Annotated in this window: 8 protein-coding genes and 1 pseudogene; 6 read left to right on the top strand and 3 right to left on the bottom strand. The window is 70.5% G+C overall.

Annotation, left to right across the window (positions count from 1 at the left end; all coding sequences use genetic code 11):
- Positions 1 to 281 precede the first annotated feature (281 nt).
- Together C4V41_RS06365 and C4V41_RS61695 are read left to right on the top strand one after the other, a co-directional pair.
- Complete coding sequence (locus C4V41_RS06365; protein WP_160150190.1) at positions 282 to 9,374, top strand: SpvB/TcaC N-terminal domain-containing protein; 9,093 nt, start codon at positions 282 to 284, stop codon at positions 9,372 to 9,374.
- A 272-nt stretch (positions 9,375 to 9,646) separates the two neighbouring features.
- A complete protein-coding gene (locus tag C4V41_RS61695) occupies positions 9,647 to 9,796 on the top strand; it encodes a helix-turn-helix domain-containing protein (protein ID WP_160150189.1) in 150 nt (49 codons plus the stop codon).
- A gap of 154 nt (positions 9,797 to 9,950) precedes the next feature.
- Here C4V41_RS61695 and C4V41_RS06360 read toward each other — a convergent pair whose 3' ends face one another.
- Positions 9,951 to 10,874 carry a substrate-binding domain-containing protein gene (locus C4V41_RS06360; protein ID WP_103954855.1) on the bottom strand — a complete coding sequence of 308 codons (924 nt, stop codon included), beginning with the start codon at positions 10,872 to 10,874 and terminating at the stop codon, positions 9,951 to 9,953.
- A gap of 127 nt (positions 10,875 to 11,001) precedes the next feature.
- Here C4V41_RS06360 and C4V41_RS06355 point away from each other — a divergent pair, with 127 nt between their 5' ends.
- The 3 genes and pseudogenes from C4V41_RS06355 to C4V41_RS06345 all read left to right on the top strand — a co-directional run.
- Positions 11,002 to 11,772, top strand: a complete 771-nt coding sequence (locus C4V41_RS06355) for a substrate-binding domain-containing protein (protein ID WP_200823793.1) — start codon at positions 11,002 to 11,004, stop codon at positions 11,770 to 11,772.
- Entirely contained in the window at positions 11,769 to 12,470 is a 702-nt protein-coding gene (locus tag C4V41_RS06350) for an ABC transporter permease (protein ID WP_103954853.1), read from the top strand. Before C4V41_RS06355 ends, C4V41_RS06350 begins: the two co-directional genes overlap by 4 nt.
- Before the next feature lie 26 nt (positions 12,471 to 12,496).
- Positions 12,497 to 13,495: pseudogene (locus C4V41_RS06345) on the top strand (ATP-binding cassette domain-containing protein); the annotation flags it as partial.
- Here C4V41_RS06345 and C4V41_RS06340 read toward each other — a convergent pair.
- Positions 13,486 to 14,448, bottom strand: coding sequence for an NAD(P)-dependent alcohol dehydrogenase (locus C4V41_RS06340; protein ID WP_103954851.1), 963 nt, complete (start codon positions 14,446 to 14,448; stop codon positions 13,486 to 13,488). The pseudogene C4V41_RS06345 and the gene C4V41_RS06340 overlap by 10 nt on opposite strands.
- A gap of 159 nt (positions 14,449 to 14,607) precedes the next feature.
- Between C4V41_RS06340 and C4V41_RS06335 the strand changes: the two genes are divergently transcribed.
- Entirely contained in the window at positions 14,608 to 15,744 is a 1,137-nt protein-coding gene (locus tag C4V41_RS06335; protein ID WP_103954850.1) for an inorganic phosphate transporter, read from the top strand.
- Positions 15,745 to 16,087: 343 nt separating this feature from the next.
- Here C4V41_RS06335 and yczE read toward each other — a convergent pair whose 3' ends face one another.
- Complete coding sequence (yczE, locus tag C4V41_RS06325; protein ID WP_103954849.1) at positions 16,088 to 16,738, bottom strand: membrane protein YczE; 651 nt, start codon at positions 16,736 to 16,738, stop codon at positions 16,088 to 16,090.
- Positions 16,739 to 16,758 lie beyond the last annotated feature (20 nt).

The following is a 16,758-nucleotide window of genomic DNA, read 5'->3' as shown; positions in this document are numbered from 1 at the left end:
CGGGCGAGATCAGCGGCGTGTGGTGGCCACTTCCGGACAAATTCGAGCCGGTGTGACGGGGTGTCCCGGTGATGTGGCTGGTGAGAGGGCCGACCGGTCTTTCGTGGTGGCAGTGTGTGACCGAACTTGCCACTGGACAGCCAGTGATGAGCGATGTTATCGATGAGGCGCGGCGCTGATCACTTTATGCCGCCTTTATGCCAAGTCCTGCACCCCCTCAGTGCGACTGTCCCGAGCTTGGAGTGGTGAACGTGTTCAGTATGCGTTCGCGTGTCTTATGCGTGGTCACAGGCTTAACCCTGTTCGCGGCCGGGCTGGCGCCGGCGGTGACGCGGAGTGCGGCCGCCGAGTCCGTCTCACCCGACTGCATCCCTGGAGCGCCGGCTCCGGCGCAGAGCCAGGCTCCCCTGACAGACCTTCAGCGCGGGGCCGTCCCGCCGGCCCATCGGGCCACGGCCGACGGCAAGAGCGCCACGACGATGACGTACGACGAGGCCCGGCTGGACATCGGGACCGCGGCGCTGGACGAGCCGGCCGAGATCGGGATCACGCCGCTGACCGAGGGGCAACTGCCGGTGCTGGGCGCCGGGATGGAGAACGTGACCGAGGGGCCGCGCGCCGGCTACCGGTTCACGCCGACGCCGTTCGAGTTCGAGCAGGACATCACGATCAGCATGCCGTACGACGCGGCGAAGCTGACCACGGCGGGGCTGACGCCGCAGGACGTGCGGACCTTCTACTTCGATGAGCAGGGCAGTTGCTGGCGGGCGCTGGTGCGGGTCGCGGTGGACACCGAGCAGCAGCTGATCATCTCCAAGACCGACCACTTCACCGACATGGTCAACGCCACGGTGAACGCGCCGGAGGGGCCGGAGCAGATCTCGTTCGACCCGACGCGGATCACCGGCATCCAGGCCGCCGACCCGTCGGCCAAGGTGAACCAGATCGGCACGCCGACGGCCAACGAGCTCGGCGAGGCCCGGATGTCGTACCCGATCGAGACACCGGGCGGCCGGGCGGGCGTGCAGCCGTCGCTGACCGTGAACTATTCGTCGGGGGCGGTCAACGGCTGGCTGGGCGTCGGCTGGGAGCTGTCGCTGCCGTCGATCTCGATCGACACGCGGTGGGGCGTGCCTCGTTACGACGCCGAGAACGAGACCGAGACGTACACGTTCGCCGGGCAGCAGCTCACCCCGGTGGCGCACCGGGGGGCGGCGCGGCCGCGTACCGCCGACAAGGTGTTCCACCAGCGGGTGGAGGGCGAGTTCTCGCGGATCGTGCGTAAGGGGAGCTCGCCGAAGACCTACGGCTGGGAGGTGACCGACAAGTCCGGCACCCGCTGGCTGTACGGCGGCGAGGGAGCCGTGCTGGCCGACGACGCCGGCAACATCTTCACCTGGGCGCTGCGCGAGGTGCGCGACGCCCACGGCAACACGCTGCGCCACCAGTACGTGACCGTCGAGGACGCCGGGGTGACGGGCGGATCGGTCACCGGCCGCGCGCTCTACCCGAAGAAGATCACCTACACCGGGCAGGGGGACGCCGACGGCCCGTATTCCGTGACGTTCGTCCGCGACCGCGAACTGGCCGAGCAGCGCCGGCCCGACGTGCTGATCAGCGCTCAGGGCGGGTTCAAGCACGTGGTGGCCGACCTGCTGCGCCGGATCGAGGTGCGGCTGGGCGCGGACCTGATCCGCCGCTACGACTTCGGCTACGCCGAGGGGGCCTTCCACAAGACGCTCCTGAAGACGATCCAGCAGTACGACGCCGCCGGAAAGCTGTTCAACAGCCACGAACTGGGCTACTTCGACGACATCCGCGACGCCGCCGGCAAGTACACGGCCTTCCAGCGGGTGGACTGGGCCTCCCCTGACGACAACGTGTCCAACGGGCTGGTCAACGGGGTGCGCCCGGGCGCGGGCGAGGCGGGCGCGCTCAACGGCAACACCTCCACCAGCGCGGGCGGGCACCTGTACACCGGCTGGGGGCCGCTGCCGAGCAAGCGCAACTCGGTCGGCGTGAAGGCCGGCTTCAGCCGCGGCTCGGACAAGGGCCTGCTGGCGCTGGCCGATGTGGACGGCGACACCCTGCCGGACAAGGTCTTCGAGGGCGGCGGCGGGTACGTCTACCGCAAGAACCTCTCACGCCCCGGCGGCGAGCCCCGGTTCGCCGCGCAGACCACCCCGCTGCGCAACCTGCCGAGCATCTTCGGGCAGAGCTCCAGCTCCCGCACGGTCGGCGTCGAGGCGTACCCGGGCGCCGCCGCGGTGCAGCTCGACTACGTCGACACCATCAGCACGCAGGACCGCTACCTCAGCGACGTCAACGCCGACGGCCTCACCGACCTGGTGAACGGGGAGAGCGTGCTGTTCGGGCGGGTCGGCGCCGACGGTGTGCCGGTGTTCGGGGCGGCGGGGGACACGCCGGTGCCGATCGGCTCCAGCGAGGTGGACGCCCAGGGCCTGCTGCCCGACTACTCGGCGGACCGCGAGCGGCGGATGCAGTCGTTCCCGCTGGTGGACACCCTGCGCCGGTGGACGGCCCCGTACGACGGCACGGTCAGCGTCACCGGCGCCGTCAGGCTGACCGAGGTCGAGGGCGAGCTGCCGGCCTTCGCCGACCCCGACGGGGTCAGGGTGGCCGTGCAGCACGAGAACGACGAGCTGTGGTCGGCCCGGATCACCGACCACGCCGAGCACACCCCGCAGGGGGTCGGCGCCATCGAGGTCGATAAGGGCGAGCACCTGTACTTCCGGGTCGGTTCGGTCCTGGACGGCGCCGCCGACCGGGTGACCTGGGATCCGGCGGTCACCTACACCAGCCTGCCGGAGACGGCCGACGCCAACGGCCTGTCGCTGACCGCATACACCGCCTCGGAGGATTTCACGCTGGCCGGGCGCGCCGCGACGGTGACGGTGCCGAGGGACGGCACGCTGACCTTGGCCGGCTCGGTCACCAAGACCGCGGTGACCACCGACGACGTCACCATCCGCGTCACGCGGGCGGGCCAGGCCGTCTTCGAGCAGCAGGTGGCGGCCGGGTTCACCGGAGAGGTGCCGGTGGCGGCGACGGTCCCGGTCACCCAGGGTCAGGTGCTGTCGTGGCGGATCAAGACGGACTCGCCGATCGACGTGACCGCGCTGACGTGGCGGCCCACGGCCACGTACACGGAGACCTCGCCCGTACCGGATGAGTTCGGGCAGGTGTTCAGCGCTCCTTACGACATCGACACCTACACGGTCACGAGCGGCTCCGCGCCGCCGCAGCCGTACACCGCCGCCGGGACGCTCAGCGTCACGCCGCAACCGGTCGCCGCGGAGGGCGCGACCGGCCAGGTGATCTTCACGGTCAAGAAGCAGGGAGCGCTGCTGGCCAAGCAGGCCGTCACGCTCGGCGCCGAGCCGGCGCCGGTGCAGGTCGAGGCCGCCGCGGGCGACCGGCTCTTCTTCGAGTTCACGGCCGCGGCAGGTCTGCTGACCGGGGCGTCGGTGCTGGCCGACGGCGTCGAGACGGCGGCGACCGTGCACAGTCCGGCACCCGAGGGCGTGTACGGGCGGCCGTACCGGGGCTGGGCCTACGCCGGCTACAACGGCAACGGCGACCGGGCCACCCAGCCCATCAAGCAGGGCGACCTGGAGAAGGTGGAGGACGTCCAGGCCCAACTGCCCCAGGACGTCGACCCCGAGCGGGACCGGCCGGCGTTCGAGCAGGACCCGCGGGTCACCCCGCCGAAGGCGATCCTCTTCGTGCCGCAGCCGGACCGGAACCGCTGGGCGTCGGGCGAGGACCTGTGGATCTCCGGCGCGACGGTGACCAGCTCGCGGCTGGGCGGGCAGTCGATCGGGCTGCCCACCTCCGCCGACGTGTCCGGCGTCCGCGCGGTGCCGAGAATGTCGCGGTCGCAGCAGATCTCGGTGACCGGCAGCGTCGGCGGGGGAGTGGGCTCGGTCGGCGGCAGCGTCGCCAGGGGCACCTCCACCGGTGAGCTGGACTATCTGGACATGAACGCCGACGGGTTCCCCGACGTGGTGGGCTCGGGCGGCATCCAGTACACCGACCCGACCGGGGTGCTCGGCCGGACGCGCGGCGACCTGCCGGGCGGGTCCGTACGGACCTCGGAGAACGTGTCGGGCAACGCCAGCGCGGGCAGCGCGGCCAGGACGATCACCACCGGCCGCGGCGACGCGGCGCCCAGCGGGACGAAGACGGCCAACACCTCCTCCTCCGGCAACGACATGCCACCGCTGGGCATCGGCGGCAACCTGGGCTCGGGCACCTCGGACGCCGAGTCCGACCTGCTGGACATCAACGGCGACGGGCTGCCCGACCGGGTGTTCGAGGACGGGCGCGCCGCGCTCAACCTCGGTTACCGGTTCGCCGCGCCGGAGCCGTGGCCGGGCGGGCCGCTGAACGACGGCGGCAGCGACAACTCCGGCGTGAACATCGGCTTCAACACCGACTTCTACGGCTTCGCCGGCGGCGCGTCGTTCAACCAGGGCGACGGCTCCACCTCGGCCACCCTCGCCGACGTCAACGGAGACGGTCTGATCGACCGGGTCTTCGCCGGCAACCCGATCAGGGTGGCGATCAACACCGGCGGCGGGTTCGCCGCTCCGGCCGAGTTCGCCGGCAGCCTGTCCGGGCTGAGCGGCGACGTCAACGCGCGACTGGGCGCGGGGGCGTACTTCACCGTCTCGATCCCGATCGCGTTCGGGATCGGCGGGTTCGTCATCATCAACCCCGGCGCCGACACCTCCACCGGGGCTTCGCGCGCCGCGCAGATGATCCGTGACATCAACGGCGACGGCTTCGCCGACCACCTGGCCTCCACCGGCGACAACCAGCTCACCGTGGCGGCGAACCAGACCGGCAGGACCAACCTCCTCAAGTCGGTCAAGGAGCCGCTGGGGTCGGCCATCGAGCTGGACTACACCCGCGACGGCAACACCTACGACCAGCCGGACTCGCGGTTCGTGCTGAGCTCGGTCAAGACCGACGACGGCCTGGCCGGCGACGGGCCGGACGTCCAGCACGCCACCTTCACCTACGCGGGCGGCGTGTTCGACCGGCTGGAGCGCGAGTTCCTCGGCTACGGCAAGGTGACGACGCAGGCTCGCGACGTGAACGGCGCCGTCCACCGGACCCTCACCTCCGAGTACGACACCCGCGGCCACTACACGCGTGGCCTGGTCACCCGCACGCTCACCGCCGACGGCGAGGGCCGGCCGTTCAACGAGACGGTCAGCACCTACGAGCTGCGCGACGTCGCCACCGGCGAGGCCGGCAACGTCAAGAGCACCACCGCCTCGATCTTCCCCATGCCGGTCCGCAAGGAGCAGCGCTGGTACGAGGGTCAGGCGGCGCCCGGCAAGCAGACCCGTACCGAGATGGTCTACGACACCTACGGCAACGTCACCAAGACCACCGACTACGGAGAGAGCGGCGGAGGCGACGACGTCGTCACCACCACGGGTTACACCGACTGCGCCGACACCTACATCGTCGGCCTGCCCAACAGGTCGGAAGTGCGTGGCGGCGGGAAGGTGATGCGGCGCGGCGAGGCCGACATCGACTGCGCCACCGGCGACCTGACCAGGCACCGGGCCAAGCTGGAGGACGGGTCGGTCGCGGTGACCGACGCGACCTACCACCCCAACGGCACGCTGGCGACGCTGACCGAGCCGGCCAACCACAAGGGGCAGCGCTTCAAGCTGACCTACGCCTACGACGAGGTGACCGGCACCTACGTCACCTCCACCCGGGACAGCTACGGCTACGAGTCCACGGCCACGTACAACCTCAAGTTCGGCGAGACCGAGACCTCGGTCGACATCAACAACCAGCGGCTGTCCTACACCTACGACGACGCCGGCCGGGTCGCCACCGTGACCGGCCCGCACGACGTCGGGGCCGGCAAGCCGACCATCGCCTTCGAATACCACCCCGAGGCGACGGTCCCGTACGCCACCACCCGCCACCTGGACCGGGCCTCGGACGGGACGGTCAAGGCCGACACCATCGACACCGTCACCTTCACCGACGGCCTGGCCCGGGTCGTGCAGACCAAGAAGGACGCCAGGATCGGCGGCGCCGACGCGATGACCGTCTCAGGCCGGACGGTCTTCGACGAGTTCGGCCGCACGGTCGAGCGGTTCTATCCGGTCAGCGAGCCGAAGGGCGCGGCCAACACCAGGTTCAACGCGGCCTTCGACCGGGTCTACCCGACCGTCAACGACTACGACGTGCTGGACCGGCAGGTGCGGACCGTCCTGCCGGACGGGACGGGCAGCACCACGGCCTACGGCTTCGGCAACGACCGCTCCGGCACGCGCCAGTTCTCGACCGCGGTGACCGACGCCGAGGGCAACACCAAGGCGACCTTCAAGGACGTGCGGAACCAGATCACCTCCGTCCGCGAGCCGAACCCGGTCAACGGCGGCCCGCCGCTCTGGACGAGCTACATCTACGACCCGCTCAGCCAGCTCACCAAGGTCACCGACGACCAGAACAACGCCACCACCAGCGCGTACGACGACTTCGGCCGCCGTACGACCGTGACCAGCCCCGACTCCGGCCGGACCAGCACCGGCTACGACCTGGCCGGCAACACGACCAGCAAGGTCACCGCCAACCTGGCGGACAAGGACAAGAAGATCACCTACGAGTACGACTTCCGCCGGCAGGTCAAGGTCGACTACCCGATCTTCAAGGACAACGACGTCCGCTACACCTACGGCGCGCCCGGTGCGCCCTACAACGCCGCCGGCCGGCTGACCAAGATCGAGGACGCGGGCGGTGTGACCACCCGCCAGTACGGGCCGCTCGGCGAGGTCGTGTCGGAGACCAAGTCGCTGCCCGGTCCCGGCTATCACGACAAGGCGTTCAGCACGGAATACCGCTACGACAGCTTCGGTCGGGTGCTCCAGCTCACCTATCCCGACGGGGAGATCCTGACCTACGGCTACGACTCCGGCGGCCAGGTGATCTCGGCCACCGGCGTCAAGGGCGGATACACGTATCCGTATCTGCGCGACCTGCAGTACGACAAGTTCGAGCAGCGCACCAAGATCACGCTGGGCAACGGCACCACGACCACGTTCACCTACGACGCCGCCGACCGCAGCCTGGCGCTGCTCAGCTCCACCCTGCCCTCGGGGTACGAGTTCCAGCGCTACCGCTACGGCTACGACGACGTCGGCAACATCACCCGGCTGCAGAACGACACCAACATCCCCGAAGGGTCCACGACGCCCAAGTTCGGCGGGCCGTCCACGCAGACCTACATCTACGACAACCTGTATCGGCTGACCCAGGCGAGCGGCCAGTACACGCCGGACATCCACAAGACCGACACGTACGCGTTCCGGCTGACGTACGACACCGTCCACAACATCGTCGGCAAGCACCAGCGCCACGCCATCGTCAACAGCGAAGGCGTCGAGCAGGTGCAGCAGGGCACCACCTACACCCACGTCTACGAGTTCGACGGCTCCCGCCCGCACGCGCCCACCGAGGTCGGCCCGCTGGACCTGCGCTACGACGACAACGGCAACGTCATCAACCAGGAGTCCGACGAGCACGGCAAGCCGCGCAGGCAGCTCATCTGGGACGAGGACAACCGCCTGGCCTGCGTGCACGACACCACCAAGAACGACACCCAGCCGCAGAACCCGTCGGCCTGCGACGACCGCCACAAGCCGCCCACGGTCCGCTTCACCTACGACGACCAGGGCCAGCGGGTCGTCAAGGACGGTCCGCAGACCACCCTCTATCCGAACCAGACCTACACGGCCCGCAACCAGACCGAGTACAAGCACGTCTTCGTCGGCACCACGCGCATCGCCTCGAAGACCGCCAAGCCGGGCAACGCCTTCGAGAAGGACCAGTTCTTCTACCACGGCGACCAGGTCGGCTCCACCACCTTCGGCACTGACGGCACCGGCCGGCTGGCCGAGCATCTCAACTACTTCCCCAGCGGTGAGACGTGGGTGGAGGAGAGCCCGGGCCAGCCGAACCCGTACCAGTTCACCGGCCAGGAGCTCGACCCGGAGACCGGCTACACCTACCATGGCGCCCGCTACTACGACGCTCGCCTGGGTCTGTGGAAGTCCGCCGACCCGGTGATCGGCGACTACCTCAGCGGCGAGGGCAACGACGGCGTCTACAACCCCGGCAACCTCAACCTCTACGGGTACGGCTACAACAACCCGGTCCAGAACACCGACCCCGACGGCAACCTCGTCTTCCTCGTCCCCGCCGCCATCCTCGTCGGCAAGGGCGTCATGTGGGGCATGACCGCCTACAGCGCCTACCAGGGAGCCAGGGCGGTCGCCAACACGGTCAGCGACGTCCAATCAGGGCGCAAGACCTGGCAGGAAGGCGCCACGGAAGCCGGCTGGGCGGTGGCGGAGGCGGGAGCCGAGGCCACTCTCGGCAAGCTGAGAGTCGTCGAACGCGCCGCCGGCTGGGTCGCCAACACCCCGGTGGGCCGCCGCGCCGCCGACTACGTGGCCGACAAGTCCAGCGAGATCGCCCAGCGATTCCGCAGGACCGACGCTCCCGGCGGGTGCCCGTTCAACAGCTTCACCCCCGAAACCGGCGTCCTGATGGCCGACGGCGGCTCCAAGCCCATCGAGGAGATCGAGATCGGCGACGAGGTCCTCGCCACCGACCCCGCGTCCGGCCGCACCGAACCCAGGCTCGTCACCGACGTCATCACCGGCGACGGCGCCAAGAACCTGGTGAAGGTCACCGTCGACGTCGACGGCGAGCAGGGCGGCAAGACCGCCGGCATCACCGCGACCGACGGGCACCCCTTCTGGGTGGCCAGCCTGGGCGGCTGGGTCGACGCCGGAGACCTCAAGCCCGGCATGTGGCTGCGGACCTCGGCTGGCACGTACGTACAGGTCGAGGCGGTCAGTGCGTGGAGCGCGCCGCAGCGGGTGCACAGCCTGACCGTCGACGGCCTGAACAGCTACTACGTGCTGGCGGCCGCCACCCCGGTCCTGGTCCACAACGTCAACTGTCTCGGTCTTCCCGACAGGATCCCAACGGATTTCCGGGCCATCGGCGATCCCAACGCCAAGGGTGGCGTCTACGCCCTGGTGAGCGAGAACGGCCAGGTGATGAGGACCGGCATGGCCGTCGACCTGCGCGACCGGCTCGGCGACCATCGGCTGAAATATCCCGGTCTCAGAGGCGTGGTCCTCTACCGGACGGACGTCCGGGATGAGAGAAGAGGGCTGGAACAGTTGGCCGAGGACTACTACAAGCCCATCCTCACCAACAACCGGGCGGTCGACATCAAGAACGAAAGACTCCCTGAATACCTGCAAGCCGCCCGGGACTTCCTGTCGCGGCAGGGCAACCAGTAACGCGCCGGAACCTCAGCCTCGGAACCTCAGCCTCGGCAGCCCCCTGCCGAGGCTGAGGCCGCCCAGCACGAACACCACCGCGGTCACCACGAGGCCCGTGCCCTTCAGGTACAGCCGGGTCGCGCAGGGACGGAAACGCCGGGTCGGCCGGCAGGATCGGCAGCGCCACACCGAACACGGCTCGGGGCGCTGTTCGGGGTGGCGGTGACCGGGCGGGAACGCGAGGTGGCGCCGGCGGTCGGCCAGGGGAAGCCGAACGCGATGAGCCGCGCATGAGCGTGGGCACCGTGAAGGGGTACATCTCCCGCATTCTCACCAAGGCCGGTCTGGACAACCGGGTCCCGTTCGCCCTCATCGCCGGCCTCGCGGAGAGGCTCGTCCCGGAAGAGGAACGGAAGAAGAACGGAAGGGCGGCGTCGTAACGTCCTCTGACGTCGCGCCAGTGTGGAAGAGATTCGTCCGGTCGCCCCGTGATGGTCGGGGGCGGCGACCGGACGACGGAGGGCCATGCCGGCGCAGCACGAAGAGGGCTGCGATCGCGGGAGCGGCGCGATCCAGCCGGACCCGGGGCCGGCGTCACGGAGCGGCGGAGAGTTTCGTGACGTCGCCGGATCTTGAGGTGTCGTAGCCGCCCAGTGCGGAGATCCTTTTACGCAGGATCGGCGTGCGCAGGGCCGCGATGAGGTGGACCGCCGAGCCGAGGGCCTGCCCGACCAGCCCGATGTCGAAGTCCTCCCAGGTCAGAGGGATGAACTCCAGGTCCAGGTCGGTCGCGGCCGAGCGGACTCCGAGGCCCGCGTCGACGGTGCCGGTGGCGACGGTCAGGGCGACCTCGAGATGGGAGCCCACCTGCGGTCCCCGGAGGGCGTCCGGGTCGTGACCGGCGGCCAGGAGCAACCGGTCCAGCAGGATTCGCGTCCCGGTGCCCGGGCGCCGGGTGGAGACCCGCCGTCCCGCGAGGCCGGCGATGCCGGTGATGCGGTGGGGGTTGCCCGGCGGCACGATCAGCCCCTGCTCGCGTCGCCAGAGGTGGATCAGGTGCGGTTCCAGGTCCCGCAGCATGCCGAGCGCGAAAGGCGCGTTGTAGACCCCGGTGTGGTGCAGCAGATGGATCGCGGCGCCGTTGGCGTGGCCCTGGCGTACCGCGCCGAGGCCGGCGACGCTGCCCTCGCGCGTGACGATTCTGAGCTTGCCGTCCAGCGCGCCGGTGAGCAGGTCGAGGGCGGGATCGTCGCTGCCGGCGAGGGTGAAGACCGAGTCTGCCTGCAGGAATCGCCGGGCGGCGAGCGCGGCGCCGGGGGCTATGCGGGCACGCCGGCGGTCGGCCAGCTCCAGCACGCCGGCGTCGGCGAGGCGGCGCTGCGCCCGGCTGACGGTGGAGGCCGTGGTGTGCCACTGCCGGGCGAGATCGCGTACCCCTGGCAGTTCGTCTCCGGGGTGGAGGGTTCCCGCGACTATCCGGCGGGCGAGGTCTGTGCAGATCTCCCGATATCGGGTCACAGCTGTGTAATTTACACTTGCATTGCTCTGCAGTAGCACAGATTGGGCCACCGTGATGTGTAGCAGGCTCTTGGTCGTTTGTGCGTGGGTCGCGACGGTCGTACTGGCCGGATGCGGGGCCACCCCGGTGCCGGAGAAGTCCCTGATCTTGGCCACCACGACCAGCACCCGGGACAGCGGGCTGCTCGATGAGCTGCTGCCGGCGTTCACCCGCGACAGCGGTTGGCAGGTCAAGCCCCTCGCGGTCGGCAGCGGGCAGGCCATCGAGCTCGGCCGTCGCGGGGAGGCCGACGTGCTTCTGGTGCATTCCCCCGCGGCGGAGGAGAAGTTCGTGGCCGAGGGGAGCGCCGGCGCGCGACGGCTGGTGATGCACAACGACTTCGTGCTGGTCGGCCCGCGGGCCGACAAGGCCAAGATCCGAGGGGCGAGCAGCGCGGAGGCGATGAAGAAGATCGCGGCCGCCCAGGCGATGTTCGTCTCCCGGGGGGATGAGTCGGGTACGCACACCAAAGAGAAGGACCTTTGGGCCAAGGCGGCGGTGACCCCGGGCGGATCCTGGTATCAGTCCACCGGGCAGGGCATGGGCGAGACCCTGCGGGTCGCCAGTGAGAAGGCCGCCTACACCCTCTCGGACCGGGCCACCTATCTCATCCAGCGCGGCACCCTGGCGCTGGAGGTGCTCGGCGAGGGCGATGCCGGCCTGCTCAACGTCTACCACGTCATCGAGATGACCAAGAAGGCGGGCGATCGGGTACGAGCCGACGGAGGGAAGGCCTTCGCCGACTGGATCGTCGCCCCGTCCGCGCAGGGGCTCATCGGCGCGTACGGGCGAGCGAAGTTCGGCCGGCCGCTGTTCACCCCCGACGCGGGCGCGGACGAGGCGAAACTAGGCCGGTGAACGTGCTGTTCGACGGGCTGGCGGACGCGATCGGACTGCTGCTCTCCGGCGACCAGGACAGCTGGTCGATCATCATGCTGACCCTGCGCGTCTCGCTGACCGCGACCGCGATCGCCCTGCTGATCGGACTGCCGCTGGGCTCGGCCCTGGCGCTGGCGCGCTTCCCCGGCCGGCGGATCGTCCTGGCGGCGGCCAACACGGGGATGGGCATGCCGCCGGTGGTGGTCGGCCTGTTCGTCACCGTGCTGCTGTGGCGCAGCGGGCCGCTGGGCGGGCTCGAACTGCTCTACACCCCGGCCGCGATGGTCGTCGCCCAGGCCGCGATCGCCACCCCGATCGTGGTCGCCCTGGTCGCGGCCGCGCTGCAACAGGTCGATCCCGACTTCCGGGTGCAGATGCAGGCGCTGGGCGCGACCCGGATCCGCTCGTTCGCGGCGCTGCTGGGCGAGGCCAGGCTGCCGCTGCTGGCCGGGGCGATGGCCGCGTTCGGCGCGGTGGTGAGTGAGGTCGGGGCCGCGCAGATGGTCGGCGGCAACCTGGCCGGGCAGACCCGGGTGCTGACCACCGCCGCGGTCCTGGCCACCAGCCGGGGCCAGTTCTCGCTCGCGATCGCGTTCGGCCTGATCCTGCTGCTGATCGCGTTCGCCGTGAACCTGTCGCTGACCCTGATCCAGCAACGACGGACGGTGCCGCGGTGAACGGGATCGGGTGCCGGGACCTGCGCGTGCGCGCCGGCGGCCGGGAGTTGCTGAGCGTGCCGGAGCTGTACGTCGCGTCGGGACGCACACTGGCCGTGCTCGGCCCCAACGGCGCCGGCAAGTCCACCCTGCTGCGCGCGCTGGGCCTGCTCAGCCGCCACCGCGTCAGCGGGCAGGTCCTGCTCGACGGCCGCCCCGCGACGCCGTCGCTGATGCGCGACGCGCTCGCGGCCGTGCTGCAACGGCCGATCCTGCGCCGCGGTACGGTGGCCGCCAACGTGATCAGCGGACTGCGTTTCCGCGGCGTGAGCCGCCGCGAGGCGCGTACCCGCGCATGGCCGTGGATCGAGGCGCTCGGCCTGGCGCCCCTCGCCGGCCGGGACGCCCGCAGCCTGTCCATAGGCGAGGCCCAGCGGGTCAGCATCACCCGCGCGCTCGCGGTCGGGCCCCGGGTGCTGCTGCTCGACGAGCCGTTCAGCGGGCTGGACGGCACCACCCGCGCCGACCTGCTCGCCGACCTGCGCGCCGCGCTGGCCGGGCGGCCCACCGCCACGATCCTGGTCACCCACGACCGGCAGGAGGCCCTCGCCCTGGCCGAGGACACCGCGCTGCTGATCGACGGCCGGATCCGCCAGCACGGCCCGACCGCCGAGGTGCTGGACCACCCGAGCGACGCCGACACGGCCCGGCTGCTCGGGTACACCAACCTCCTCCCGCCCGCCCTCACCGGCCGGACGCACACGCTCGCGGCGCGGCCCGAGCACACCCGGCTCGTTCTCGGCCCGTCCGACGTTCCCGACGTTCCCGACGGCCCGTCCGACGTTCCCGACGGCCCGGCCGATGAGGTGTTCGGAACGCTGCGCCGGACCGTCGCGCTCGGCATCGCCACCCGGGTCGACGTCGACACCTCCAGCGGCCTGCTGACCTGCCTGCACCCCGGAGACGTGCTCGCCTCCGAACTGCCCCCGATCGGCAGCGACGTCCGCGTCAGGATCCGGCACGCGCGGTCATTGAATCACCGCTGACCGACCGTCAGGACCACGTTCCCGACCTTCTGCTCGGTCTCGACGTACCGGGTCGCCTCGACCACGTCCCGCAGCGGGTGGCGCCGGTCGATCACCGCCCGGTACTCGCCCGCCTCGATGAGCCGCCTGAGGAGCAGGACGTCCTGGCGGTCGTAGCGAGGCGGGACGGGGAAGATCACTTTCCGGCTCCCGAACCGCGCCGTCCACCTGGCCAGCAGCACGTTGCTCAGGCCGTCGGTGGCCAGGTAGGCCCCTCCGGGCTTGATGGAGCCCTCGCAGCGGCGGAAGGAGTGCTTGCCCACCGCGTCGAAGACGACGTCGTAGCGGCGGCCGTTCGCGGTGAAGTCCTCCCGGGTGTGGTCGATGACCTCGTCGGCGCCGAGCGAGGCGAGCAGGTCGACGGCCGCGGTCGGGCACACGGCGGTGACCTCGGCTCCGAAGTGCCGCGCCAGTTGCACGGCCGCGGTGCCGATGGAGCCCGAGGCCCCGTACACGAGGATCGTCTGTCCCTTACGCGGGCTGACCGGTTTCAGCGCCATCAGCGCCAGCGTCGCACCGTCGCAGACCGCCGCCGCGTCCTCGAAGCCCAGGCCGTCCGGCATGCGCGCCATCGGCGCGGTCTCCGGTACGGCGACGAACTCGGCATGCGCGCCGAACCGCCACGGATTGACGCCGAAGACCCGATCGCCGGTCTTGAACCAGTCGGCCCCCCTGCCCGCCGCGACGACCTCCCCGGCGAACTCCACCCCGAGGATCGGCCACTTCGGCCGCCGCAGCCCGGTGGCGAAACGGCCGGCGAACGGCTTGCCGCTCCGGAAGGCGCAGTCGGTACGGGTGACCGTCGTGGCCGCGACGGCGACCAGCACCTCATCATCACCGGGAACGGGTTGCGGGACCTCCGCGAGCCGCAGGACCTCCGGCGGCCCGTACCGATCGTGGACCACGGCCTTCATCGACGCCCCCAGACGGAACGCACCTTGACCAAAAGCTACTCCGCCCGGCCCGATTCGCCCAGGGCGGGTGGAGATGTCGGGCGGTTGGCCGCCGGGTGAATTTCCGGAGTGAGGGCCTCACAGGGGATTAGTCATCCGATGACGGGTGAGGGCGGCGGTATGGATGCGAACACCCTGTTGCTGGCCATCGTGGTGGCCACCGCGCTGGTCTTCGACTTCACCAACGGATTTCACGACACGGCCAACGCCATGGCCACCTCGATCGCCACGGGCGCGCTGCGCCCGAAGGTCGCGGTGGCGTTGTCGGCGCTGCTGAACTTCGCCGGGGCGTTCCTGTCGCTGGAGGTCGCCGCCACGATCGCGACGGGCATCGTCGAGACGGGCGCGATCACGCTCACCGTGGTCTTCGCCGGTCTGGTCGGCGGTCTCGCCTGGAACCTGCTGACCTGGTATTTCGGCATTCCGTCGAGTTCGTCGCACGCGTTGATCGGCGGCGTGGTCGGGGCCTCGCTGATCGCGGCCGGCACGTCGGCGGTCAAAGGGGGCGCGATCGTGGGCAAGGTCCTGATCCCGGCGGTGCTCGCGCCGCTGGCGGCCATCGGGGTGGCCACGCTGGGGACGTACCTGGTCTATCGGCTGACCCGGTCGGTGCCCGAGCGGCTGAAGGAGCGCGGGTTCCGCTATGGGCAGATCGGGTCGGCGTCCCTGGTGTCGCTGGCGCACGGCACCAACGACGCGCAGAAGACGATGGGCATCATCACCCTGGCGATGATCACCAGCGGTGCGATCGGCTCGGACGCGGGCACGCCGACCTGGGTGATCGTGGCCAGTGCCACCGCGATCGCCTTGGGCACGTACCTGGGAGGCTGGCGGGTCATCCGCACGCTGGGCAAGGGGCTGACGGAGATCGAGACCCCGCAGGGCTTCGCCGCCGAGAGCTCCTCGGCCGCGGTGATCTTCGCGTCGTCGCATTTCGGGTTCCCGCTGTCGACCACGCACGTGTGCACGGGCTCGGTGGTCGGATCCGGCCTGGGCAAGCGGCTGGCCGAGGTCCGGTGGGGAGTGGCGGGCAGGATGCTGGCCGCCTGGCTGATCACCTTGCCCGCGGCCGCCGCGGTGGGCGCGCTCGCCTGGGCGGGGGCCAGCGGGATCGGCGGCGCGCTCGGCGTCAGCGTGGTCTTCGCCGTCGCGCTGCTGCTGTCGGGTGGTCTCTACCTGGCCTCGCGCCGGCAGCCGGTGCACGCGGGCAACGTCAACGACGAGTGGACCACCGGGCCCGCCCCCGTGCGGCCGTGACAGGATCCGGCGCGAGATGAACGCCGAGACGGCCACGTTGCCCTTTAACGCCTTTCGCGAAGAGTGACGACCTGTGTTCAGGTCGGAAGCTCGGTCCCGGTCCGCTCGGCGATCATGTACGTGGCGTACCAGGTGGGCCAGTCGGCGTCCGGTTCGCCGGTGCGTTCTGCCCGCTCTGCGAATGCACCGACTTCCAGCAGGAAGAAGGCCGGCTGGACAGTCGATGGGGCGTGACCTCGCACCGCATGACGTTGATGATCTGCAACCGCTGCCGCTACGTCCTGCACTTCTACGACAAGCACTCGATCTTCGACTTCGACTGACGCGATCTTCCCGGCGGCCGTCAACCAGCGCCATGGTGCTCGTCGCGAGCGTGATAGGCGAACCGGGGCAGGAAATACTGGGCGATCGGGCCGACGGCGAGGGCGTACAGCACGGTGCCGGCCCCCACGCTTCCTCCGAGCAGCCATCCGGCGGCCAGCACGGTGATCTCGATCAGGGTGCGGGTGAGACGGATGGAGAGCCCGGTCGCGGCGGCCACCCCGGTCATCAGCCCGTCCCGGGGGCCGGGGCCGAAGCGGGCGCCGACGTAGACGGCGACGGCGAATCCGTTGAGGAGCACGCCCCCGGCGAGCAGGCCGGCCCGGGCCGGCAGGCCGAGGTCCTGGGGGATGAGCGCGAGGCCGAGGTCGGACGAGGTCGCCAGGACGACGATGTTGGCGACGGTGCCGAACGTCGGCCGTTGCCTGAGCGGAATCCACAGCAGGAGGACGACCACCCCGACGACGGCGCTGATCGTGCCGAAGCTCAAGGGCGTCTGGCGCTCCAGCCCCTCGTACAGGACGGCCCACGGGTTGACGCCCAGCGCGGCCCGGACCAGCAGCGAAAGGCTGAAACCGTAGAGGGCGAGGCCGACGAACAGTTGGGAGAGGCGTCTCAGCGGACGCTCGCCGAAGGCGACGTAACTGAGGGACGGTGCCGTGCGCGTGCTCATTGGCGAGATTCTGTACAGTG

Source organism: Nonomuraea solani, assembly GCF_900108335.1.
Taxonomy (GTDB): domain Bacteria; phylum Actinomycetota; class Actinomycetes; order Streptosporangiales; family Streptosporangiaceae; genus Nonomuraea; species Nonomuraea solani.
The sequence above is the reverse complement of the archived record's forward strand: the minus strand, read 5'-3'. Positions and strand labels throughout refer to the sequence as shown.